16 protein-coding genes are annotated in these 25,220 nt (G+C 43.0%); 12 read left to right on the top strand and 4 right to left on the bottom strand.

Going from position 1 to position 25,220, the window contains the following annotated elements:
* Nucleotides 1-270: 270 nt before the first annotated feature.
* Together BJP37_RS26155 and BJP37_RS26150 are read left to right on the top strand one after the other, a co-directional pair.
* Entirely contained in the window at nucleotides 271-2,670 is a 2,400-nt protein-coding gene (locus BJP37_RS26155; RefSeq protein WP_075903222.1) for a heavy metal translocating P-type ATPase, read from the top strand.
* Between the two features lie 293 nt (nucleotides 2,671-2,963).
* Nucleotides 2,964-3,404, top strand: a complete 441-nt coding sequence (locus BJP37_RS26150) for an FHA domain-containing protein (protein WP_198954185.1) — start codon at nucleotides 2,964-2,966, stop codon at nucleotides 3,402-3,404.
* Nucleotides 3,405-3,486: 82 nt separating this feature from the next.
* Here BJP37_RS26150 and BJP37_RS26145 read toward each other — a convergent pair whose 3' ends face one another.
* Together BJP37_RS26145 and BJP37_RS26140 are read right to left on the bottom strand one after the other, a co-directional pair.
* The gene (locus tag BJP37_RS26145) at nucleotides 3,487-6,102 is read right to left on the bottom strand and encodes an AAA-like domain-containing protein (protein WP_075903218.1); all 2,616 of its coding nucleotides are present in this window, start codon (nucleotides 6,100-6,102) and stop codon (nucleotides 3,487-3,489) included.
* Nucleotides 6,099-7,394, bottom strand: a complete 1,296-nt coding sequence (locus BJP37_RS26140; protein ID WP_075903216.1) for an AAA-like domain-containing protein — start codon at nucleotides 7,392-7,394, stop codon at nucleotides 6,099-6,101. Before BJP37_RS26140 ends, BJP37_RS26145 begins: the two co-directional genes overlap by 4 nt.
* A gap of 195 nt (nucleotides 7,395-7,589) precedes the next feature.
* Here BJP37_RS26140 and BJP37_RS40105 point away from each other — a divergent pair, with 195 nt between their 5' ends.
* Nucleotides 7,590-7,745, top strand: coding sequence for a hypothetical protein (locus tag BJP37_RS40105; protein WP_158069786.1), 156 nt, complete (start codon nucleotides 7,590-7,592; stop codon nucleotides 7,743-7,745).
* A gap of 215 nt (nucleotides 7,746-7,960) precedes the next feature.
* Here BJP37_RS40105 and BJP37_RS26135 read toward each other — a convergent pair whose 3' ends face one another.
* Nucleotides 7,961-9,232, bottom strand: a complete 1,272-nt coding sequence (locus BJP37_RS26135) for a tetratricopeptide repeat protein (RefSeq protein ID WP_075903214.1) — start codon at nucleotides 9,230-9,232, stop codon at nucleotides 7,961-7,963.
* Between the two features lie 455 nt (nucleotides 9,233-9,687).
* Here BJP37_RS26135 and BJP37_RS26130 point away from each other — a divergent pair, with 455 nt between their 5' ends.
* The 7 genes from BJP37_RS26130 to BJP37_RS26100 all read left to right on the top strand — a co-directional run bounded on the left by BJP37_RS26130 (nucleotide 9,688) and on the right by BJP37_RS26100 (nucleotide 23,280).
* Nucleotides 9,688-9,897, top strand: coding sequence for a hypothetical protein (locus BJP37_RS26130; protein WP_075903212.1), 210 nt, complete (start codon nucleotides 9,688-9,690; stop codon nucleotides 9,895-9,897).
* A gap of 875 nt (nucleotides 9,898-10,772) precedes the next feature.
* On the top strand, nucleotides 10,773-11,129 hold the full coding sequence (locus tag BJP37_RS26125; protein WP_158069785.1) for a hypothetical protein: 357 nt from the start codon (nucleotides 10,773-10,775) through the stop codon (nucleotides 11,127-11,129).
* 2 nt (nucleotides 11,130-11,131) lie between these two features.
* A complete protein-coding gene (locus BJP37_RS26120) occupies nucleotides 11,132-16,564 on the top strand; it encodes a non-ribosomal peptide synthetase (RefSeq protein ID WP_075903208.1) in 5,433 nt (1,810 codons plus the stop codon).
* A 237-nt stretch (nucleotides 16,565-16,801) separates the two neighbouring features.
* Nucleotides 16,802-17,962 carry an esterase-like activity of phytase family protein gene (locus tag BJP37_RS26115; RefSeq protein WP_075903206.1) on the top strand — a complete coding sequence of 387 codons (1,161 nt, stop codon included), beginning with the start codon at nucleotides 16,802-16,804 and terminating at the stop codon, nucleotides 17,960-17,962.
* Nucleotides 17,963-18,220: 258 nt separating this feature from the next.
* A complete protein-coding gene (locus BJP37_RS26110; RefSeq protein ID WP_075903204.1) occupies nucleotides 18,221-18,835 on the top strand; it encodes a chromophore lyase CpcT/CpeT in 615 nt (204 codons plus the stop codon).
* Between the two features lie 275 nt (nucleotides 18,836-19,110).
* Nucleotides 19,111-20,244, top strand: coding sequence for a glycosyltransferase family 4 protein (locus BJP37_RS26105; RefSeq protein WP_075903202.1), 1,134 nt, complete (start codon nucleotides 19,111-19,113; stop codon nucleotides 20,242-20,244).
* Between the two features lie 471 nt (nucleotides 20,245-20,715).
* Nucleotides 20,716-23,280, top strand: coding sequence for an adenylate/guanylate cyclase domain-containing protein (locus tag BJP37_RS26100; protein ID WP_075903200.1), 2,565 nt, complete (start codon nucleotides 20,716-20,718; stop codon nucleotides 23,278-23,280).
* 28 nt (nucleotides 23,281-23,308) lie between these two features.
* On the opposite strand, the gene BJP37_RS26095 is transcribed toward BJP37_RS26100, so the two are convergent.
* Complete coding sequence (locus BJP37_RS26095; RefSeq protein WP_075903198.1) at nucleotides 23,309-23,530, bottom strand: DUF7219 family protein; 222 nt, start codon at nucleotides 23,528-23,530, stop codon at nucleotides 23,309-23,311.
* Nucleotides 23,531-23,860: 330 nt separating this feature from the next.
* On the opposite strand from BJP37_RS26095, the gene purC reads away from it, so the two are divergent.
* Together purC and BJP37_RS40100 are read left to right on the top strand one after the other, a co-directional pair.
* A complete protein-coding gene (purC, locus tag BJP37_RS26090) occupies nucleotides 23,861-24,589 on the top strand; it encodes a phosphoribosylaminoimidazolesuccinocarboxamide synthase (RefSeq protein ID WP_075903196.1) in 729 nt (242 codons plus the stop codon).
* Between the two features lie 304 nt (nucleotides 24,590-24,893).
* The coding region (locus BJP37_RS40100; RefSeq protein WP_158069784.1) for a hypothetical protein at nucleotides 24,894-25,220 on the top strand (327 nt) is incomplete at its 3' end.

Below are 25,220 nucleotides of genomic sequence, written 5' to 3'. Positions count from 1 at the left end.
CTATTTAGGGCTTTTTTTATCAACTATTAACACGTCCAAAACTTGTCGAAACCCTTAAGTTAGTGCGATCTGAATTATCTAAGCTGGGGAAGCTTTTTTTTTCCAAGTCTCCTGCTGTCGTCATTTACATAAACACCAAAATAATGATAACCATTAACAAAAACCTGTAGCCTAGTTGAGCAGCTCTTAGCCTAAGCTGGAAATAAGAGGCATGTGTTCTTCTTAATCATCTAGGCATTGCCAATATTCCTGAAGCTGTTCACCAAATCTATGCCAAAATCTATCCCAACTTCCGCCAAGACTACTTTAAACCAACCAGGTTTGCCTGTAGAAACGATCACATTAGATGTAACTGGCATGAAATGTGCTGGTTGTGTTGGTGTGGTGGAACGGCAACTGAGCAGTAACCCTGGGGTATCGAAAGCCTGTGTGAATCTGGTAACTGGGGTAGCTGTGGTAGAGTATCAAGCTGGTGAGGTGGAACCAACTGTCCTAGCTGAGTTGCTTACATCAAAAGGGTTTCCTAGTCAACCCCGTTTACCTGAAACTGAAAAGGGAACTAAGAGCCAGGATAGGTTAACACCAGCCCAGAGACATGAGCAAGAAGCCAGAGCATACCGCCAACAACTAGCGATTGCTGCTGTCCTGATTGTCTTCTCTACATTAGGACATATCGGTCATTGGTTCCATGGACCAATGCTGCCAGTATTGAGTACGTTGTGGTTCCATTGGGCATTGGCAACTCTAGCGCTACTACTTCCGGGACGCTCTATTATCGTAGAGGGTGGGCGCGGTTTGTGGCACGGTGCTCCCAATATGAATACGTTGATCGGACTGGGGGCGGTGACGGCTTACACCACTAGCTGTGTGGCATTACTATTCCCTAACCTGGGATGGGAATGTTTCTTTGATGAGCCAGTGATGTTGCTGGGTTTTATTCTTTTAGGTCGGACCTTAGAGCAAGGAGCAAGATATCAAGCTACTGCTGACTTTGAGTCTTTGCTATCCCTACAGCCTCAGGTAGCCCGGTTGATTGGAACATTAGACAGTAAAGAAGGTGATCAAGCGGGGATCGAAATTCCTGTGGAGCAAGTCCGGGTGGGAGAATGGTTAAGGATATTACCTGGGGAAAAAGTTCCTGTCGATGGGGAAGTGATTACGGGAGTCTCATCGATTGATGAGTCAATGCTGACTGGGGAATCTCTACCAGTATTGAAGCAACCAGGGGACATGGTTACTGGTGGCACGTTGAATAAATCGGGAGTGCTGGTGGTAAAGGCAACCCGTACTGGTAGAGAAACTACTTTGGCACAAATTGTAGCACTAGTGGAGGAAGCGCAAACTCGGAAAGCGCCAGTACAGCAGTTAGCAGATTTAGTAGCAGGGTATTTTACCTATGGGGTGATGGCGATCGCATTTTTAACGTTCCTATTTTGGTACGTGGCTGGAACTAGAATCTGGCCGGAGGTCTGGTCAACCATGGCGGCTTCTCCATTACTGTTGAGTTTGAAATTAGCGATCGCAGTTTTAGTGATTGCTTGTCCTTGTGCCTTGGGTCTAGCCACACCTACCGCCATTCTAGTCGGTACCAGCCTGGGGGCAAAGCGGGGCTTATTAATCAAAGGTGGTGACATTTTAGAACAGGTGCATCGGCTGGATACTGTGGTTTTTGACAAAACCGGTACCCTAACTCAGGGTCAACCCACGGTTACCGATTGCCTGCTGATTCAACCTGAAACAGAGAATGATCAACAGAGCGGGATTGCTACGAAAACCATTGCTGTATCTTCTGCTAGCCAATTGCTGCAACTGGCAGCAGCAGCAGAAAGTGGCACATCCCATCCCTTAGGTAGCGCAATTGTTACCGAAGCTCAACAGCAACAGTTACCGATATTAGGGGCTCAAGATTTTTACACAGAACCAGGATTGGGACTATCAGCTTTAGTAGAAAACCAACGGGTAGTGCTTGGCAGTGCAGACTGGTTGAGTAAGCAGGATGTTACGATTAGTGATACTGCTCAAGCTGAAGTCAAGGCTTTGGCAGATGGGGGTAAAACAGTAGTTTATGTAGCCGTTGATGGGCTACTAGCTGGATTAATTGGTGTGAATGATCTTCCGAGAGTCGAGGCTAAAGAAACAGTAGAACACCTCAAAGACCTGGGATTGCGGGTGATGATGCTAACTGGTGACAGACCGGAAGTAGCGGCTGCTGTGGCCAAAACTTTGTCAATAGAGCCAGAAGATGTTATCGCTGGGGTGCTTCCTGATGGCAAAGCTAATGCGATCGCAAACCTCCAAGACCAGGGACACTGTGTCGCTATGGTGGGAGATGGCATCAATGACAGTCCAGCTCTAGCACAAGCTGATGTTGGGATTGCCTTGCATGGGGGAACCGATGTGGCAGCGGAAACAGCAGGAATTATTCTGATTGGTAATAACTTGCTCGATGTGGTCAAGTCCATAGACCTATCACGAGCAACCTTCAACAAAATCCGCCAGAATCTGTTTTGGGCATTCGGTTACAATATATTGGGTATTCCCATAGCCGCTGGTGGGCTACTACCAGGATTTGGGATGGTACTTTCTCCTGCTGCTGCTGGTGCCTTCATGGCTTTCAGCTCAGTTAGTGTTGTCACAAACTCACTGTTGCTAACCCGTTTACGGAATTAGTGCAAGTCCGCTTGAATACCTATAGTAAACCATCCACAGCAGCAAGGTTTCAGAAAGCTATACTTCTCTGGGTCATTGGAAGCAACCACCATAGAGTCAGCTTGGTGTCTAGTTTTTGACTTTTATTGATTCAATGGTTGAATAACAGATAATCAGGTAATGCTCACCACTCAGGAGAGGTTTTCTAGGTAAATCAGTACCTAAGTCAGTCGCAAGCTGATTGAGACCTGTGCCAATGTAAGTAAATAAGAGCATTGTTCTCAAGCAATTACCCTTTTGATCACGAGCGATTCATGGCTACACAATCTGACCACAACCATTTACTGATTATTGAGGATGACAAAGGAAGCAAGCAGATTCCTTTGGAAGAGGAGGTATATTCTATCGGTAGAGATCCAGAGTCTGATATCCGCCTGTTTTCAAAGTTTGTGTCTCGCCGACATGCCACCTTAGTCAGGCGTAGACGTTCTGATGGCAGTCCCTACTACCGAATTTTTGATGGTAACCTCAAAGGTAAGACTAGTGCCAATGGCATTTTAATCAATGGTCGTAAGCTTCAAGCCCATGATCTCGAAGATGAAGATGAGGTAATTTTTGCCCCTAAGGTCAGTGCTAAATATTATCTACTGAAGCGAGAGAATACGCCAACTGATCCAGTAGATCAAGTCGATGAGTATGATATTACCCTAATTAATCCCGGCATGATTGATGATCCGGAAGAATGGGATAATTAGAGATGAAATGACCGCCAAGTTAACCTTAAAATTATAATTTTTAAGGTTATAGTTTGAGCGGTTAGCTACAGGATGTTAAAGTTTACCAGTCGCAACGGGAGAATAGATCACTAAGAAAAGACTTGCGCCAATCCGTCACTGGGTCTTCTCTCCGGAAAGTCACAGTACGATTTTCCTTGGTGTTCCACGGTGCCAAGGGTAAGTGTCCTTCCTCCGCTTTGTTTTTGTTGAAAATTTCTGCATACCAGTTTACTTTTTCCCACCACTCGTACCATGTTTCATCTAATAATTCATCATACTCTCCCTTGGGTAAGCCACGCTCAGCAATAATTTTGTCCAAGATTTGCTTTTGTACACTGAAGCCAAACTTTCCATCTGAGTGTTTTAACCAAAGGGTGTTAAGAGTACGTAGCTTTTGGCAGGAACATTGTTCAATATGTTTGAGATCGAGCCAACCTTCTTTTTCTCGATCAGCGATGTAAAGCATGATACGAACATTTTTTAGCTCAGCATCTTTCCAGTTTCCCGACTTCATAAAGAAGTGAAGTTCAGCGAGAAAGTGATTCAACAGAGAGTCTTTGACCATTTGAGAGTCTTGACCGTTTTCAGATAGTAACTCAATGTATTCTCGATGGAAATTTTCTACGGCATTCGTTGAGAGTATTGACTGTTGTTGAGGAAGAAAGCTAGGTATAGGAGTTTCTGTATCGATATCAACGTTCGGAAACTTTTGCCAAGCATTATCAAGGATATCAAAGGCTTTTTGGTAAGCTTTTAAGGCTTCCTCTATCTTCCCTTCTGTTCTCAACAAGCTCCCTTCTACTCTTTTGACATGAACCTGAATTGCCCATTCTTCGGGGAAATCTGAATTTGGTGGTGAGGGTAAGAGATTGTTTTTCTTGATCTGTTTAATCCTTTGCCTAGCCTCATTCCGCCATTCCGTTGCTTTACTATCCTGTTCAAATTCTTGATACTTCTGACTAAGTTGCTGATTTGCTAAAGAAATCGAAGCTAACAGCATGGCTTGCTTGAGATTGCGCTTGTCTTCTCGGATTAGTGTAGACTGACTGACTTGAACCCATGCCTCTTGTGCTTCAGAAGACAGCCCCTTGTTTTGGAGTTCTGCAGCAAGTTCAGAGAGCAGATTAATGGTTTCGATATCTTCTTTGATTATTTTATGAGCAGCTTTAGCTTGCTGTACTCTGATCACTTCCTTACCTGCCACTACTCCTGAAACAATTGCTCCCAACACAGCTATACTTAGCACCACAGCGCCAATCTGAATCCGCCGTTGAGCCTTCCGATTCGCCTCAGTTAGTACCTGATTTATCTTCTGGGTCGCTGCCCTATCCTTCCTCTCTCTGTCTAATTCTGCTTCCAGCTTCTCTTGAGCGATTTGCTCCTCAATCCCCTTCTTTTCACTAGCCGCCAAAAACTGTTGATCTAAATAACTTAAATTCTTTCTTTTCGCCCAAGCTTGAGCATCCTTGAGAGCCTTCCCCCGCAACAACAGCGACTCATCCTGACATCCCGAGGCCACCCAAGCCCTAAACCCTTCCGAATAGGGACGTAATCCAGCTAATTCTTGCTCAATCCAGTCCTGATTAAAGACTTGATGATAGATACGGTTATAGACTTTAAGAACTGGAAAAGCTCCAACTCTCTGCTTGAATACTAATCCAGATAACTGTAACTTACCTTCCTCAAAACTGTTATTGGCAACAACTTCTCCCTGTTGCCACACTTGCTGATACAATTCCAACAAGTAGGCAGACCGTTGCTCATTACTCAAGATGCGATCGCGTATGGTCTTCAAATGTTCTGGCTCATCGGTAGCTTCCCAGTTCGAGATGATATGCGATCGCACCAATTTCTCAATCCATGCCTTCTCCCCCTTTTTTAAGGGATCGAAAACCGAGGCAGAACTCACCACCAACTGACACAGCTTTTGGGTAAGAAAGGGCTGTCCTCCTGTCCAGTCTAATATCTCCTGGAGAACAGCCTGGGGGTTGCTGACCTGTCCCGCCAATCCCCTAACTAACGGCTCAACTTCATGGCGTTGAAAGCCATGTAACTCCACCGCCCGTCCGATATTAAAGGGGGTTCGGTCTTTATCTCCAATTAAATCCCCCGGTGTAGCCACCCCTAAAAGCACAAAACTAAGGCGATTATAAGCAGAATTTTCTGCCCGTTTGTTGTAACAGGCTCGAACTAGGGCAAAGAAGTCATCTTTGAAGCTTAATTGCAGAACGCTATCAATTTCATCAATAAAAATAACAATTGGTTGAGCAATATATTCAAACAATACCTCTTTGATAAACTTACCAAAGCACTGCACCGGAGAAATCTTTTGGTGCTGTTGAAGCCAATGGTATTCATCAAACCTGTCGTAGAGTTCTAACTCAGACACCAACCCACTAATCAAACCGCCATACCATTCCCGTGGGGGAATCTGTTGCGACCCCAGCATGGTAATATCAATAGAAGCACAAACAATGTCTTCTTGTTGCAACCGTTTTACTGTTTGAACTTTCAGGGAAGACTTTCCCATCTGACGGGAATTTAAGACATAACAAAATTCCCCTGCTTTTAGGTATTGATACAACTCCTCATCGGCCTGACGCTTGACATAACTGCTAGCATTAAGGGGTAATGCGCCGCCTACTTGATAGATTTGCATAGTCTGGGTTTCAATCATTGGGTCTCCTGGAATCGCGCTTGAAAATACTCCCGATATAACTGACAACGGAGAGTTACCTGATGTGCTTGTAAATGAACTAATCCCATACTGTGTAGTTTGTAAGCTGATCGGGATTCTAAGGGAATAGGACAACTGGCCTCAATCACATCTTTAAAAGCATCAGCCAAAGCTTGGTGTTGCTGTAGCATCTGCCAGAGGTGTCGTAGATGGTTGCGATAAATCCCAGCTTCGGTGGCAGCATTGTTTAATACTTTCTCGAGGGAACCAGTACCATTAAATTTGAGATGGTTAAAGCATTCGCCAATTAAATAGGGATGTCCGCCTACTAAGCCCTGCAATTGCTCAACCTCAGATGCTGTACAATCAAGTTGGTATTGTTGCGCTAATTCAATAATTTGCTCTTGGGTCAATTCCGGTAACTCAATCGGAACACCAACATTAAACGGGGATTCGTTAAGGTTAAGGGGAATATAAACTTCTGTGGAATGAACCACCACTAATCGGAGCCGTTCTAAACGTTTACCCATCTTGGCTTTCTCATGCCAAGCCCTTAGCATTCCTAAAAAGTCCGATGCCACATCACGGTGAGGAAAAACTCGGTCAACCTCATCCAAACATAAGACCACTGGCCTGTTAACCTGCCTTAGCAAATACCGTTCAAAGTAGTTGGTACAAGCCATTTTACTGGTCGATAATCCTTCGTACCAGTAATCAGCTAATCGATTAGCTAATCCTAAACTTTCACTGACACAGAAGCTAAACCACTTAAGTAATGAATTAAGATTGCCAAGGTCAGTGTGGTTAGCCAGGTGCAGATTAATATACACAGTTTGATAGCCCTGCTGGGCAACCAACTTTCTCAGCACTCTAGCTATGAGTAAGGTCTTCCCCATTAGACTTGGTGCTTTAATTCTCACCAAGGCACCTGGACGTAACAGTGTTTGATAACAAGTGGTTTCAATAGGAGGGCGTTCAACATAATAGTCAACGTCAGGGATAGACTCGTCCTGATCTAAATCCGGTGTCCACGGATCTGGATTAACGTTGCTATTGCTTGGTGCGCTTTCTTGATCTAGAAAAGCGATCGCTTTCCAGTCTTGCCCCAATTTTTCACTAATTTCTTGAAAATTCAGGTTATCGACAGGTCGGCCATTGAGATAATTATTGAGGGTTGATAGAGATATCTCCAATTCCTCAGCTAAGTCTTTCTGGCGAGGATAACCGTTGCGCTTAAGAGCTAATTTAACCTGGTCAATAGACTCTGGATGAACTCTGAGTGAGCGAGACATAGTTGTCGGTTCGATGAACTACTCAAACTATAACTATCTTTTATAGTCACTCAGCCCAACTCAGGTACAACTCAGGTACAAGTCGGCAATCAATTATAAGTTGGCCATAAGTCACCTGATCTCAATAGCTTCCAAGGTCTGAACTGCTTTAGCCTCAGGGTTTGATGAAGTTGTAGTTCACCTGAAACAATTTTCATGAACAATCTCGAAAGCTTCCAAACCCTTCTGGAAATTGTGTTACTAGTTCTAACCCTCTCTACTGAATCTCCATTGTTAGGTATTGTTGCTGCTATTTGTGTATTGTTGTATTTGTTGATCGACTCTGATGATTCAGATAATGGTGAAGAGTGAGGCGGTTGTCTAGCTCCCGAGATGGGAAGATAGGGAGATACGGAAATGGGGAGATACGGAAATGAAATTGATCTTTAGTCCTAATTTCCACCATTGGTATAAAGATACCAACTTAATCGATAACTACTTCATCGGAAGTTCCCGATTCCCGATTCCCGATTCCCGATTCCCTGTACTATAGTCGTTAGTTTAACAACTATCGAAATCAAATTATACTACAAATTTTGCCGATTCACTATCTGAATTTTATTGACAAAATAAGCTTCTCGATGCTGCAATGATTCAGCTAAGTCTAGCCCCTTTTGAAATGCTGCTAAGGCTTGAGGATAGTTATTCATATCCAGATAAACTTGACCAATTTTGTCGTAAGTATTCATCAAGCCATAATAATTATAGGACTGTTGTTCAACTTGAAGCAAAACCTCATAAACTTGCAAGGCAAACTCTGGCTGCTTAGAGGTAAGGTAAAGTTGTGCTAGAGGTTGTAGTGCTTCGCTAGCATGGGCAAACTGCTGTAGAGACCAGGCTAAGGAATAGGCTTCTTGATAGGTTTGACTAGCTTTTTCTGGTTGATTGAGGGCGTTGTAGTCAGATGCGATCGCAATTTTCAGGGCTGGAATCTGGGTATCATTGCCTTGATTGAGGTAAATGTCCACTAATTGCTGCTTTTTGGGCAATGCCTGGTCTGGTTGTTGGTCTTGGTCGTAGATATAAGCTAGCTGTTGTAAATAAGCCACTTCTTCATTTATGCGTTCGCGAAGCGGTTCCAAAGGAACATCGCGTTGATTCTGAGCTTGATTCTGAGCTTGAGCCAGTAATTCCTCATAGGTTTCTGCTGCTTTGGGATAATCAAACCAAGCCATGTGCAATTCACCCATAGTCTTCAAGGTAGCCTCAACCGCTGCCATATCGCCCTCGTTTCGAGCATCAGCGAGAATTTGCTCATAGACTGTCAAAGCTTGTCCTGGCACTCGGATCTGTTCATAAGCCTTACCCAAAGCTTTTAAGAGTGGCAGATTGATCGAGTCTTCTGCTTCATTTTCCTGCTGAATCTCTTCCAACCGTGCAGTAATTAGTTGCACTGACTGCTTATTATTTTCATTCCAGGCAACTCCTCCTACTCTGCCCAAGGTTTGCACTTCTGCCACTGGATCCCCTAGCACTCGCCGCAGTCGGATTTCCCGATACCAGATGTCAAAGGCTTTGGATTGATTACCAGCTTTGAATTCAGCTTGAGCTTCAGCATTCAGTTCATCCAAAGCTTGGTTGAGTCTAGAACGTTCGGAAGGGTTGAGAGGTTCCTCTGGGGATAACGAAGGAAGGAGGGGATCAGGAGCAGTCAGTTCCAATGGATTCGGATTATCATTATCACTTGATTGGGACAAGGTCACACTAGCAAAACATAACGGGAGTATAGCAGCGGATAATGCTATGATCATCCACTTGCTTAGTTTGGGTCCGAGAAGATGTAAGCGCAAGGTAGCCATAAGGAAACTAAAGAAGGTTATTACCAGTTAGGGTAGCGATTTTCGGTTCAAATTGACATTTTGCCATCTGGATCTGTAGTCCTACTTTCAAGAATTGGTATTATTTCTGCCCCCCTGCACTAGTTTGACTGCTTCCGGGACTAAGTTTGTTCCTGCTACCAAGATTTAGGAGTGACAGAAGAAGTCTATTTATCTGGTGTCACTCTCGAAAAAATACAATAATAAAATAAATAAATTAGGTAGCTAAAATACAGATATTACAATAAATAATTAATTATATATTATGAAATAAAATTCCATAAAAAATCTTTGGTAACACGGCGCAAAAAGCTAACTTTTTAATTATTTTTTTTATATTTATCATCAAAATACCTCAAAAAAAACATCAAAATTATTGACAATTAAAAATATAATCATTACAATAATAATTGCAAACGTCATTTAGTTTTTTACTCATGTCTACAGACTTTATTCCGAATCAAGACAATAACCCAAAGAAACAACGTATTAAGTCCATTAAGGGCTCTCCTGAAGCAGTAATTAATACTATTTACGGCCTTTGTGCATTGGGGTATGCTAAGGTTTCCGACTGGAGCCCTTTGCAGCCGACCGGCATTCCAGGGCAAGTAATTAGTTTTGCAACCAAGTCGAAGACTTGGGGTTAATACCTTAAATTTCTGGGGGGGTTTCCCCCCTGATCAGATCCGGTAGGATTACATCCGGATTGATTCGGAAACTGATAGACAATACAATTGCGTTTGCAGCACTGAAATAGCCGTAGAAATAATATCTACGGCTATTTTTTTTGCTTTTAATTTAATCTAATCGACAAGCTATCGAGTGTTGTTTTTTCGGGAAATAATATTGGATAATTAAATATTATCTGATCCCAACAATTAACATCCGTTACCAGGATTAAAAAATGCCATAATCGGCGGCATCAACTAATCGAAAAACTACCTGGTATTTAACCCCATCATAGTTACCTGAGGAATGGAGTTTTTCTAGTATCATCAGATGCTCCTCCCAGTCTTACCAATCCTTCGTTGTTTTAACTAACATGACGGCATAGTTAAGTCCGGAAGAGCCCTATAAATATCGGAAAAATGGGCGGAATTTTGTAAAGTTTTGTTTCAAAAATTCACACCTGTCCCAGAGATATATAGTAGAATAACTATGGTTTTACCACAACTTGGCAATCAGGGCGATCGCAGAACACGAAAACTAGGGATTTGCCACCCAACCGCCTGATCGCTGAAAGCATTATTGGTCGATTAACTTGCCTGATCGTGTGGTCTTACTATATAACCCTGATCGAGGCTCTCACTTTCAAAGCACAATCACTCACTTATCGCGCTTAGTAAGGTGGGAATACCCTGACCTAATAAGCACCTGGCTCGAGCACAAACTCAGGCTAGTTAAGAGCCGTGAGTAAGTTAAGGAATTCAACTAGTTCTTTGGCTTGACTGTGGACTGACAACTTGATTAAATAATTATTGGTATCTGACTTTTTTGAACTGCTTGTTAAGGGAATAGCATAGTGACGAGTTGTGTAAATTATTTCCCCAATGGGGAGTCGAAATTCTTGAGTTTAGTGGATTTATTAGGCAACAGAGCGCAAGCGATGCCTAATCAGCAAGCCTATATCTTTCTGGAAAACGGAGAAACTGAGTCAGGGAGTCTTACTTACGGCGAATTAGATAGACAAACAACAGCGTACGCAGCCCATCTCCAGCAATGGCAAGGAGAACGAGTTTTACTGTTATACCCTTCTGGATTAGAGTTGATTAGCGCTTTTATGGGCTTTAAGAATGTAACTGAGTATCTAGAGGTAGATCATAGAGTATTACAAGTTCCAGATAATCTGGCAATAGATGAAGAAATAATAGAGATTTAATTATGAATAACAACCAGGTAAATATAGTTGAATTTATATCTTGGCTTCACAACCAGGGGATTAATATCTCAACCAACGGTGAAAAACTCCTTTGTCGTGTTAATAAAGGAACTATAACCCCTGCGCTACGCCAACAAATAGCTGAACGTCAAGCAGAAATTATAGTTTTTTTGCAACAAAATGGTCAAGGTTATAATACTAATTACCCACCAATTAAAGCTATTCCTAGAGACCAAAAATTACCCCTATCTTTTAGTCAAGAACGACTGTGGTTGATTGATCAACTTGAAGGGTCAAAAGCTCCTTATATTGAGCACGGTGCTTTACAAATCACCGGTAACCTAAATGTGTTAGCCCTAGAACAAGCCTTATCAGAAATAATCAATCGTCACGAAGTACTACGGACAAGTTTCTCCACTATTAATGGCAAACCAATACAAGTAATTGATTCCGACAGCACCATTAACATCAATGTAGTAGACCTACAACAATACCCAGAACCAGAACGGGAGACTATCTTAAAGCAAGAAGTACAACGTGAAGCAACAACTCCCTTTGACTTAGAGGTAGCACCATTAATCCGCTGTAAATTATGGCAACTAGACAGCAGTGAGTATGTGTTAGTGCTGACCATGCACCACATCGTATCGGATGGTTGGTCGATGGGAATATTAATCGAAGAACTATCAAGTTTATATCAAGCCTTTTGTGTAGGAGCGCCATCCCCGTTACCGGAATTACCGATTCAATATGCTGACTTTGCCCTTTGGCAAAGACAATGGTTAAGTGGAGAAATACTAGAAACCCAACTTAATTACTGGAAACAGAAATTAGAGGGTGCTCCCAAATTATTACAGTTAGCTACTGACTACCCTCGCCCAACTGCGCCAACTTATCAGGGTCGGACTGAAAGTTTTAGTTTAAATACTGAATTAACCCAGAAGTTGCAAACCCTGTCTCGAGATAGTGGTACTACCTTATTTATGACTCTGTTAGCGGCGTTTGGGACTTTACTACATCGTTACAGCGGTCAAGAAGATATTTTAATTGGTACACCTATAGCCAATCGCAATCGCCGTGACATAGAGCCACTAATTGGCTTCTTTGTCAATACCCTGGTATTGAGAACCCATTTTGACGATAATCCCAGTTTTTCTCAGTTGCTTACACAAGTCAGGGACACCACACTCAAAGCTTATGAACATCAGGATGTACCGTTTGAACAGGTAGTCGAAGCATTGCAACCCCAACGGTCATTAAGTCATTCTCCCCTGTTCCAGGCGATGTTTGCGCTGCAGAATGCACCGATGGGGACATTAGACTTACCAGGTGTGAGTTTGAGTGAGTTAAATCAACAGAGTACTACGTCTAAGTTTGATTTGACCCTGTCAATGATGGAAACAGAGATGGGATTGGTGGGGACATGGGAGTACAACACGGACTTGTTTGATAGGTCTACTATTAAACGGATGGCTACTCATTTCCAGAACTTGTTGTCAGCAATTGTGGACAATCCCCAACTTAGAGTGGGAGAGTTACCGTTGTTGAGTGAAAGGGAACGCCATCAACTGTTGGTGGAGTGGAATGATACTGCCAGTGACTATCCTATCGATCAATGTATTCATCAGTTAGTTGAAGAGCAGGTAGAAAAAACACCCGATGCTATAGCTGTGGTGTTTGAGCAAGAACAGTTGACCTACCGTCAATTAAATCAAAGGGCTAACCAATTAGCACATCACCTACAAAACTTAGGAGTAGGACCAGAAGTATTGGTAGGTATTTGTGTTGAACGTTCTGTACAGATGGTGGTAGGACTGTTGGGGATACTCAAGGCTGGTGGTGCTTATGTACCCCTGGATCCTAATTATCCCTCAGAACGACTGAGTTATATGTTAGAAGATTCAGGTGTGGAAGTATTGTTGACTCAACAGTCTCTAGTAGAATCTTTGCCCTCACATAACACACAGATGGTTTATTTGGATAGTGAATGGGGAGCAATTGAGGAATATAGTCAAGATAATCTTGAAGTTGGGGTTGACTCGGATAATTTGGCTTATGTGATTTATACTTCTGGTTCTACTGGTAAACCAAAGGGTGTACAAATTAACCACAAAGCATTGGTGAACTTTATTGAATCAATGCAGCAAAAACCAGGATTAGAATCAACGGATATTTTTCTATCAGTTACTACCTTATCTTTTGATATTGCTGGATTAGAATTATATCTTCCCTTAATTACCGGTGCACGCTTAGTTGTTATAAGCCGAGAAATTGCCACAGATGGAATGCTTTTAGCACAAATTCTAGACAACTACCAAGTAACTACAATGCAAGCCACTCCGGCAACTTGGAGATTATTGTTAACTGCAGGATGGAAAGGAAACAAACAATTAAAAATTCTATGTGGTGGAGAAGCATTAGATAAAACGGTTGCCGGTGAATTAATTAAAAATAGCCAACATTTATGGAATTTATATGGTCCGACAGAAGCAACTATTTGGTCTACATTAGCTCAATTAGATCATAATTTTAGTGGTTATTTTGTTCCTATTGGAAAAGCCATTAATAATACTCAAATCTACATCCTAGATCGCCACCTCCAACCAGTACCCATAGGAGTACCTGGAGAATTATACATAGGAGGTAATGGACTAGCCCGAGGATACCTCAATCGCCCAGAACTAACGAAAGAAAAATTCATTACCAACCCCTTCTGTAGTTCCAAAACAGAACGACTCTACAAAACCGGAGACCTGGCGCGATACCTACCAGACGGTAACATTGAATTTCTCGGTCGGATCGATAACCAAGTCAAAATTCGAGGCTTCCGTATTGAACTCGGAGAAATCGAAGCAGTCCTGTCCACCCACCCCCACATCCAACAAGCTGCAGTCATTGCCCGAGAAGATATTCCTGGTAACAAACGCTTAGTTGCTTATGTAGTTTGTGAGCAAAACAATCAATCCATTGTCGAAAATCCATTACAATCATCACAGATTGAGCAATGGCAAGGAATATATAATAATATCTACAGTGACGCAGTAGAAATTCAACAAACCAGTTACAACACTCTAGGTTGGAAAAGCAGCTATACAGGTAACCAAATCCCTAAGGAGCAAATGCGTCAATGGGTAGATTCCACTGTTGAAAAAATTATCTTTTGGCAACCCAAACATGTGTTGGAGATCGGTTGTGGCACAGGCATGTTGCTGTTCCAGATTGCTCCTCATTGTTTGAGTTACCATGGTACCGATTTTAGTAAGGTAGCTTTAGATTATGTTCAGCAGCAAATCCAACCGTTTGAAGATAGCTATTCACATGTAAGCCTAAGCCAAAAACTGGCTGATGATTTTACAGGCATTGAAAAAGGCCGATTCGATGCTGTTATCCTTAACTCAGTTGTGCAGTATTTTCCAAGCATCGATTACCTGATAGAAGTTTTGAAAGGTGCAGTAAATAGTTTAACGAAAGGAGGTTTCCTATTTGTCGGTGATGTTCGCAGCTTGCCATTATTAGAAACGTTTCATACCGCAACTAAGTTTGATCGCGCCTCAGATTCATTAACCATAGACAAATTGAGGCAGCAGGTAAAAACAGCTGTTAAGCAAGAAGAAGAATTGGTGATCGACCCAGCCTTCTTTCTAGCTTTAAGGGAATATATCCCAGAAATAAAACAAGTTCAAATCCAGTTGAAACCTGGGGATTATCAGAATGAGCTAACTAAGTTCCGTTACGATGTAATTCTTCATGTTGGCCAGGAAGTATGTGCCACAGTCACCCCCGAATGGCTTGACTATGATCAAGAGGGTTTAAACTTATCAGCTATCAAACGAATTTTACTAGATAAGAAGCCAGAGGTGGTTGGTATTAAGCACATCCCTAATGCTCGTTTGCAAGAAGAAGTCACACTTGTTCAAGAGCTTGATGACTTCAGGAAACTCGAAACTGTAGGTCAATTGCGTAAGATTTTGCAGGAGAAAAAACACATAGGGGTAGAGCCGGACAATTTATGGAATTTGAAGGATGAATTACCTTATTCGGTACATATTACTTGGTCTGGTACTGGCGGCAATGGTTGCTATGATGCCATCTTTATACGTAATGAATCGGCCTGTGACTCCCAAAGGGTAATTCCAAACTTGGAAGCAACTGTTCCAATCAAAGCCTGGAGTGCTTATGCCAACAATCCCTTAAAGCAAGAATCGAATCGCCATCTGGTTTCACAATTATCTAGCTTCCTCAAAACGAAATTACCAGAATACATGGTGCCCAGTGCCTTAGTGATTTTGGAGACTCTACCGTTGACACCAAACGGCAAAGTAGACCGATTTGCCCTACCCGCACCTGATGGGAAAATTACCCGAGAACATAAATACGTCGCACCATGTACAACCATAGAACTTCAACTGACTCAAATCTGGTCAGAAGTTTTGAATCTCACCTCTGTCGGAGTACAAGATAACTTCTTTGAACTGGGCGGTCATTCCCTTAATGCTGTCCGTCTGATGTCAAAAATTCAACAACAATTCCAAATCAATTTACCTTTAGCCACCCTTTTCCAAAGTCCCACCATTGAACAACTAGCCAGCCTTCTGGGTTCTTCAGTAAATACACAAAATCCCATCTTAGTGGGCATTAAAACCAGTGGAAACCAACCTCCATTATTCTGTATTCACCCGGTTGGTGGTAATGTCCTGTGTTATGCAGAGTTAGCTCGTCATTTAGCTCAAGATTATCCAGTATATGGTTTACAATCTCTCGGTTTAGATGGACAACAGCAACCCTTAACTTCTGTTGAGGAGATGGCATCCCATTATATTGAGGCAATAAAACCAATTCAACCCCAAGGACCATTACACCTAATAGGCTGGTCTATGGGAGGTGTAATTGCTTATGAGATGGCACAACAATTACAGGCTAAAAATACTCCAGTGGCTCTTCTAACTTTAATAGACAGTTATGCACCCACTGTAATGCGGAAACCTTCAGAAATAGATCAAGCCATGATAGTAAATCAATTGGCTCAAGATTTGGGAGGTCTCTATGGCCAAGAGTTAGATATATCCCATGAAACACTTAGACAACTTGAACATCCGATGCAAGTCAAGCATCTATTTGAGCAAGGCAAACAGCAAGGGATATTGCCATCAGACCTAGAAATAGAGCAAATGCGGTCTTTATGGGAAGTTTTTCAAGCAAATATGATGGCAAACTCTCATTATCAACCAAAAGCTTATCCAGGTTCACTTCTCCTTATAAATGCTAGTCAAACTTCCCCAGCAGTAATTGAAGACCCAACCCACGGCTGGGGTTCTCTAGTTAATGGTGATCTCCAAACTCACACTATTACTGGAGACCATTACACCATTATGAAAGCCCCCCAAGTTGAGGGTCTAACTGCACAATTGAACAAGTATCTCTTACAAATTAGATAAATTAAAAATACTTAACGAATAAATCATTTTTTTTAACTATCGCGTCTTTTTTGATTGTCAAAAAAAAAGACGCGCTAATTTATTCTTTATACAGCACCAATTATTATACAGCTTGGTGCTTTTTTCAGACCTAATTTATAACAATCAACACTTCTGGTCGAACCACGTAATAATACAAGTAAGTTAAGGTACTCGTAGACTGACCTAATGTTAAGAAAACCTAAAAAACTATCAACGATGCTATGGGTTGTGGTAATAATATTCCTGAGTAGCCTCACCACTACCTGTAGCTTTTTACCAGCCATCACAGCAGAAGAACGCACCTTCCTCAACCTTTCCGTGGACTTCTTAGGGGAGTATCAACTCCCCCAAACGGAATTCAAAAATACAGTAGTGGGAGGATTGTCAGGATTGGCCTATGATCGGGAACGCGATCGCTTTTTAGCTGTTTCTGATGATCGTTCTCGATTAGCTCCAGCCCGATTCTACACCCTGAAACTAACCTTCAATCCCACCGATACAGGAAACATAGGGATTGAAAACGTAGAAGTGGAAGATGTCACTTTCCTCAAAGATAAAAATGGTGAAACCTTTGTAAGGGGTACCCTAGATCCAGAAGGGATTGCTTGGTCTGGAAAAGATTCTGTATTTATCTCTAGTGAAGGGGCTACTAATCAAGGCATTGCTCCATTCATTCGGCAGTTTGATATAGCAACAGGACAACAGTTGCAAAATTTAAAAATTCCCCAGCGTTATCTACCGAATGATACTGACCTAGAAACAGTCAGTAATGGTATCCAAGATAACTTAGGCTTTGAAGCATTAACCTTAGAACCGATCAGCCTAGCTGCAGCCAGTGGGCAAGAGTCATTTCGCTTATTTAGTGCCAGTGAGTACTCCCTACACCAAGACCAGCCAGAAACAGATACCGAACAAGCAGCGGGAATTCGTTGGTTGCACTATTTGATTGGAGACGTTACTCCTCCAATGCTGGTTAGTGAACATCTTTACTTACTCGACCAAGACCCCCCTAACACCATTGCTCACGGTTTGACTGAGTTATTAGCATTGGATACTGCAGGACATTTTCTGAGTTTGGAGCGTACCTATGGTTTATTTGGATTCAGTGCCAAACTTTATCAAGTGGTGACCGGTGGAGCAACCGATACCACCAAAATTGCTAGTCTCAAGGGTAATATTGCCAAGATTAAGCCACTGCAAAAAAAGTTGTTGTTGGATTTGAGTGAATTGGGGATTTACTTAGATAATTTAGAGGGAATGACCCTTGGTCCGCGCTTGAGTGATGGCACTCAGAGTTTAATTTTGGTGAGTGATAATAATTTTAGTGAGGCTCAGGTGACACAGTTTCTGTTGTTTGGGATTAAAGGTTTAAAATAGCCCAAAGAAACCAGAGGGATTCCCAAGCTCTCGCCAGTAAACTATCAGCTATAGCGCTGGGCGCAGGAAATACAGAATAGGGAACTTTGGATCAGGGTCATCATGGGTGCTTGTCAACTAAAGGTTTTAGCAATTGGTATTGATGCAGAACCCAAACCATAAGGGACTGCATCAATACCATGTATTCTAAAGATACCAACTGCATCAAACACTACTTCATCCGAAGTTCCCGCTATTCTAAGTTCAACACTTCTGGTAATGACTCATTCTACGGATATCGCTACTTTAGCTCGCTGGATGGCAGCTGATTTTAGTAACCAACAGCAGGCGTTTGAGAATCCACCATTGTATGCTCACATCCGCGTCTGCATGCGTCCTCTACCTTGGTCAGTGCTAGATGGATGTAGCTTGTTCCTTGAGCAAGCCTATGACTATATGCTCAACACCCCCTACCGAGTGCGGGTGCTAAAGATTGTTGAGCTAGACGGGCAAATCAAAATCGAAAATTACAAGGTTCAGGATGAAAAACTATTATACGGAGCTTCCCGTGATTTAGAACGTCTAAAATCCCTGAGTGCCCAACAGTTAGAGAAGCTTCCTGGTTGCACGTTCAATGTTACCTGGACTGGTCATAGCTTCAAAGCCGAAGTAGAACCAGGTAAAGCTTGCTTGGTGGTACGGAATAGTAAAGAAACCTATCTCGATAGTAGCTTTGAAGTAATGGAAGAAAAATTGATTAGTCTTGATAGGGGACGTGACCCCCAAACCGATGAACTAGTTTGGGGTTCGATTGCTGGAGCATTTCACTTTGCACCTAGGACTAGCTTCGCGTCAGAAGTGCTGATCCCAACCCCAGAATTTACTGAACTATAGAATTCACTCTAACCTTGGCGGTTCGACCTCAAAAAAGGTTCCATATAAACAACGATTATAGCGAAACCGATCAGCTTAGAGTCAAGGGCTTGGTGGAATCTCTAAACACCATCACCAATGGTCTAATACCTATAAACTAATGTCATGTTCAACAAATGCCCCAAACCTGATACATTTAGCGAGTAAGGTCACGCAAGTTGGATCAACGGACTATAAACTACTAATAACTAATGACTAATCAATAATAACTAATGACTAATCAATAATCACTAATTATGCGAATTGCTTTTTTTACTGAAACATTTCTACCCAAAGTTGATGGCATCGTGACCCGGTTGCGCCATACGGTGGAACATTTGCAGCGTAACGGTGACCAAGTGCTAGTTATATGCCCAGAAGGGGGACTCAAAGCCTACAAAGGAGCCAAAATTTACGGTGTTTCTGGCTTTCCCCTACCCTTGTATCCCGAATTAAAGCTAGCCCTGCCACGACCCTCGATTGGTGGGGTATTAGAAGAGTTTCAACCAGATTTGATCCATGTTGTCAACCCAGCAGTATTAGGGTTGGGAGGTCTATATTATGCCAAGGTGATGAATATTCCCTTGGTTGCCTCCTACCACACCCATTTACCTCAGTACCTCCAGCACTACGGATTGGGTATGCTCGAAGGAGTGATGTGGGAGTTAATTAAGGTTAGTCACAATCAAGCTGAGCTGAATTTGTGTACCTCTAATGCTATGGTACAGGAATTAAGAGACCATGGTGTTGAGCGAGTAGACTTGTGGCAGCGAGGTGTGGATACGGAAACGTTCCAACCAGAGTTAGCTTCATCCCAAATGCGATCGCATCTTTCCCAAGGAAATCCAGACAGCCCCATACTCCTTTATGTAGGCCGTCTTTCTGCTGAAAAAGAAATTGAGCGGATCAAGCTAGTGCTAGAAGCAATTCCCAACGCTTGCCTAGCATTAGTAGGAGATGGACCGCACCGTAAGGAACTAGAAGCACACTTTGCTGGAACCCCGACTCATTTCGTGGGTTACCTTACCGGTACAACACTTGGGTCTGCCTTTGCCTCTGCTGATGCATTTATCTTTCCTTCTAGGACAGAAACCTTAGGACTAGTCTTACTAGAAGCGATGGCAGCAGGTTGTCCTGTGGTAGCAGCCAACTCTGGAGGAATTCCCGATATTGTCACGGATGGGATGAATGGGTATTTATACGATCCAGCAGATGAGCAAGGAGCGATCGCAGCAACTCAGCGTCTCTTAGCACAACAGCAGGAACGGGAAACTCTGCGCCGCAATGCTAGAGCAGAAGCTGAACGCTGGAGTTGGTCAGCTGCTACACGCCAATTGCAAAATTACTACCAGGCAATCGTGTTTTCCGAATCCATGTCTTCCGCTGCCTAAGCATCCCGCAGGTCTGACCCACAATTAACCCCACAATTAACGATATTAGGTGTTAGGTTTGGAGTTTTCGTAACCTAAGGCCTAATTAACTGTGCCTAATTCAACGGTTTAAGCTAGGGTGATTGGGAGCGTGAAAGGTAAGCGTTTCAGGGTCTAAGCGTTCCTAATCCGGTTGAGATTACTGACTTTTTTAGAAAATCTTATCGAAAATTTTACTATTGTAATAGTAGAATCCTTAACAGTTTTAGGGAAATCTATCCACTATTGAAGTACCCCTTAGGGTACTGATTTTTACTGGAGAGATATGTCAAACTTGTAATCAGGATAGATATATCCTCAGATCTACTGATAACCAGGGTGTCAAGTCATGTTTTTGAAGTCAAAGACGATAGAAGACTTATCAACGCAGCAATTCTTATCTGCCCAGTTGACTTGCCCTCACGCGCCTCCAAAGGCAGGAGCAGACGAAGTATGACAAGACAGAACACCAGTAGTGTTACCGCTACACTATCTCAGTTAACTCAACCCTCACAAACCAGTAATCTGATTGATCGCATCAAAACCCTATCCATTCCTCAATTTAGCGGCTGGTTAGATTTCTTTGCTGCTGATTTCCAACAGTTTCTGGGAGCGATCGCACTGATCAACAATGATGCTCTGGAAACTCGGCTAGAGCAGGTGATAGAGGCTTTAACCCTAAAAGTTGGTCAAGTCCTACAGGCAGACCAAGCCACTATTTTCATGGTTGACACCGACACAGGTCAACTATGGGCAAACATTCCCCAACGTCACACGAACAAAACAATAGAACGCCGCATTCCCCACAATCAGGGTGTTGTCGGTCATGTTGCCGCCACTGGCAAGTCTTTCAATACGTCAGTTGCTTACCATCATCCCCTATTTAACCCAGAATTTGACGAAATCCCTGGCTATCGTACCCAAAGCCTCCTGTGTATGCCAATTTTTAATCGCAATAACCAGGTGATTGCTGTAATAAATTTTTTGAATAAAACTGGCGGTGTGCCCTTCGATAGTACCGACGAAAAGCAATTTCGGGACTTTGCCGACGACCTTGGCATCATCCTCGAAGCCTGCCAATCATTTCAACGGGCAGCTCGCAACCAACGGGGAGTGATTGCTCTACTCAAGGCAACTGAGTCTCTGGGGAAAAGTCTGAAGCTCGAACAAACCCTAAGTTTAGTTATGGAGCAGGCTCGGGATCTAATGCAAGCGGACCGCTCTACGCTATTTTTACTATGCCAAGATCGCAACGAACTGTGGAGTAAGGTAGCTACAGCGGATGGACAAAACACCATAGAAATCAGAATACCAGCCAACCGAGGTATTGCTGGTTATGTAGCATCCACTGGTAAGCCGCTCAATATTCCAGATGCCTATAAAGACGACCGTTTTGACCCGACCACTGACAAACAAACCGGTTATCGCACCGAAAGTATTCTTTGTATGCCGGTATTTAACTCCAAAAATAAATTAATTGGTGTGACCCAGTTAATCAACAAGCACCAAGGCTACTTTACCAGCTCTGATCAAGAGTTTATGAGGGCGTTTAATATTCAGGCAGGCATAGCTCTGGAAAATGCCCAGCTGTTTGAAAGCGTCCTGATTGAAAAGCAATATCAGCAAGATATCCTGCAAAGTCTAACCGACGCAGTGATTTCCACTGACATGCAGGGACGAATTGTGATGATCAATGATGCAGCCATCAAGTTCCTAGGTGGTCCTAATCGTAGAAAAGGCAGTCCCGATTGGAAATTGTGGCAGTCTAAGCTCACTGGTCGATACATCTGGGATATAGTGCCGATTGACAATCTCCAGTGGCGTTGGCAAGATAGCTTGGCTACGGGGACTCGGCATTATATGCCAGAACAAACTCTGAAGATTGGTCTGTATAAAGCTCCTCAAGGGGATTTAGGATCACCATCGATGGTCCTGGCAATGCCAAAGTGGGATGATCCGAATGTTTATGTACCCTGGAATGAAATACCCCACACAGAATCTTCATCTACTTATTATTTGTCAAAATACCAAGTTCAGGAAATTGAACGCAGTCTAAACCTAAGCGTCAATCCTTTGCTCAACCCAGAGGGAAGTGTGCGGGGTGGGTTGGTGGTTTTAGAAGATATGACTCGTGAGAAGCGTATGAAGACAGCCATGTATCGCTACATGACTCCACGGGTTGCTGATCAAGTCTTAGCCCTCGGGGAAGATACCTTAATGCAGGGCAAGAAGCAAGAAGTAACAATTCTATTTTCCGATATCCGGGGCTACACAAACCTAACAGAACATCTCGGAGCAACAGAGGTGGTATCGTTGCTCAATAAGTATTTTGAAACCATGGTAGAGGCTGTATTCAATCACGATGGCACCTTGGACAAGTTTATTGGAGATGCCTTGATGGCCGTGTTTGGAGCACCTTTACCCCTGCCAAATCATGCTTGGAAGGCTGTCAAATCAGCTCTAGATATGCGCTCACGCTTAGCAAAATTTAATTCCAATCGCAGGGGTAACAACCAACCCGAAATCCGGATTGGGATGGGAATTAGTTCTGGAGAAGTGGTTTCCGGCAATATCGGCTCCCAAAAACGGATGGACTATACGGTTATTGGAGATGGGGTGAATCTAAGTGCTCGTCTCGAAAGCGTTACCAAAGAGTATGGCTGCGATATTATCTTGAGTGAGTCTACCTATAATTTGTGCCGCGATCGCATTGTGGTGCGGGAGTTAGATCAAATCCGGGTCAAAGGTAAAAACCAAGCGGTTAGGATTTATGAATTAATTGGCAAAACCGACCTATCCCTTACCGATAAAAGAAAACGGTTCTTGGATTTGTATCAAGCAGGGCGTAATGCTTACATCAAACGAGACTTTAACCAGGCACTCAAGTATTTTACTGATGCACTAGACATACAACCAAATGACCGGCCTGTCAAGACCCATATTAACCGAGCTAAAAACTATTGTGATCATCCTCCTGATGATTCCTGGGATGGAGTTTACACGATGACCACGAAGTGAAGTATGAACTATTTCTTCCTTTATATACCTATATACCCAGGCTCTTTTTGCTTTGTTTCAAGTCTTTCCACAGTTGTTTAATCTGCTGGTAAGCCTCTTCTGGAGGCAGCTTACCAGCAGTTTCGAGATTACAGATGTAGTTTACTTTTTGAGCAAATTCCTGTAAATTAGCGTTAAAAACCAGGTTTTCTGGCTTGAACTGACCGTGATAGGGACTGTGAGGGTATAAAAAATCAGATGGATCTACCATAGCTATTGCCTGCACCAGACGTTCTTAACCTAACCTTAACTTAACTGATCATACTATAACTTCCTAGCAAAATTTCTGATTTTGCATGATTGTGATTGCTGTAATAGACATCAGGTTTTAGTTGTACTACGCAAAACACAAGGGCATATTCGGTTTTGGTGACAAACTTGAGCTAGATCCGCGCTTACGCGCCACATGTTTTCCCAATCCGGTTTTGGGACGGAGCTTATAAAGTGCGCCCGTAGGTGGCGCAAACAGCCCCTTATGAATCGCGGATATAGCTCAATCTATCTGTCAAGATATTGTCAGTGAACCATCATCTTACTGATTATGTCCCCTGATCAAAAACTCTACGAAGGTAAAGCGAAAATCCTATATACTACCGATGACCCAGAGATTCTGCTAACTCACTTTAAAGATGATGCCACTGCCTTTAATGCCCAAAAGCGAGGTCAGATTTCTGGTAAGGGTGAGATTAATTGTGCGATCGCATCTCATTTGTTCAAAGTCTTAGAAGAGAAGGCAATTGCTACACACTTCATTGACCGTCCTACTCCCAACCAAATGTTGGTCAAACAGGTAAAAATTGTGCCCTTGGAGGTGGTAGTCAGGAACATTGCTGCTGGTAGTCTATGTCAACAAACTGGAATACCAGAAGGTCGGGTACTCCCGAAGCCCCTAGTGGAATTTTATTTAAAAAATGACGACTTAGGAGATCCCTTGTTAACACGCGATCGCTTACTACTGCTGGAACTAGCAACGCCTGAGCAGTTGAAACAACTGATTGAGCAAGCGTTGCGAATCAACCAAATTCTGACTGACTTCTTCTATCAGTGTGGCATTACTCTAGTAGACTTCAAGTTGGAGTTTGGTTTAACCCCGTCTGAAGAACTACTATTAGCCGATGAAATCAGTCCTGATACCTGCCGCCTTTGGAACCAAGCTGAAACTGATCCGGAGCGTCGAGTGATGGACAAAGACCGATTTCGCAAGGACTTGGGCAATGTAGAACAAGCCTATCAGCAAGTGCTACAAAAAGTTCTTGAGAGCAAACTCTAATCAGCCTCTGACTAGACGTGACAGGTTGACAACAAGTGACGGGATTGATGCCATCGTTAACCCGTAACCCAAAAAAATTCAGCACATTGGTAAAAATAACCACAGACGAACGAAAATAGACAACAGGCATGCGCATTGCTTGCTTAGGTCAAGTGTTCAGTCATGGTACTGTGGCTGACAACTAATAACTAATATAATAGTTGCTCCTATGGCACTGGAGTTGTTAGCCCTCCGTCAACCAGTAATCAATGGCTTACTGAGAGTTTACCAATGACCAATGACCCAATAGGAATGGTGTGTGGAAGTGTCAAAAACAAACAACACAATGCGTTTATCTCCTTTGTTAGCAGCAATGATCGCTGCTACTGCCAGTATTGGTGTATCCAAACCAAGCCGTGGGCAAACCATTCAGTCCCTACCGGATGCACCTCAACAGAATTCCAGTGACTTAAAAACACCACCGGTAGTCGCTCATGGGGGGGACCCCCAAGACCGCGCTACCTCTGAACAAGCGGTTCTTGATGCAGTCGCTCATGGGGAGGGGCTGTGTGCGGAACCTGCGTCCGCACCTTGTAAGCCCCGTGGGAACCCCCAAGACCGTAATGGTGCGTTTTCCGTAGGCGAATTAAAT

The sequence above is a fragment of the Moorena bouillonii PNG genome, from assembly GCF_001942495.1.
Classification (GTDB): Bacteria; Cyanobacteriota; Cyanobacteriia; order Cyanobacteriales; family Coleofasciculaceae; genus Moorena; species Moorena bouillonii.
Note: the sequence above shows the minus strand (reverse complement) of the source record. Positions and strands in the feature narration are given on the sequence as shown.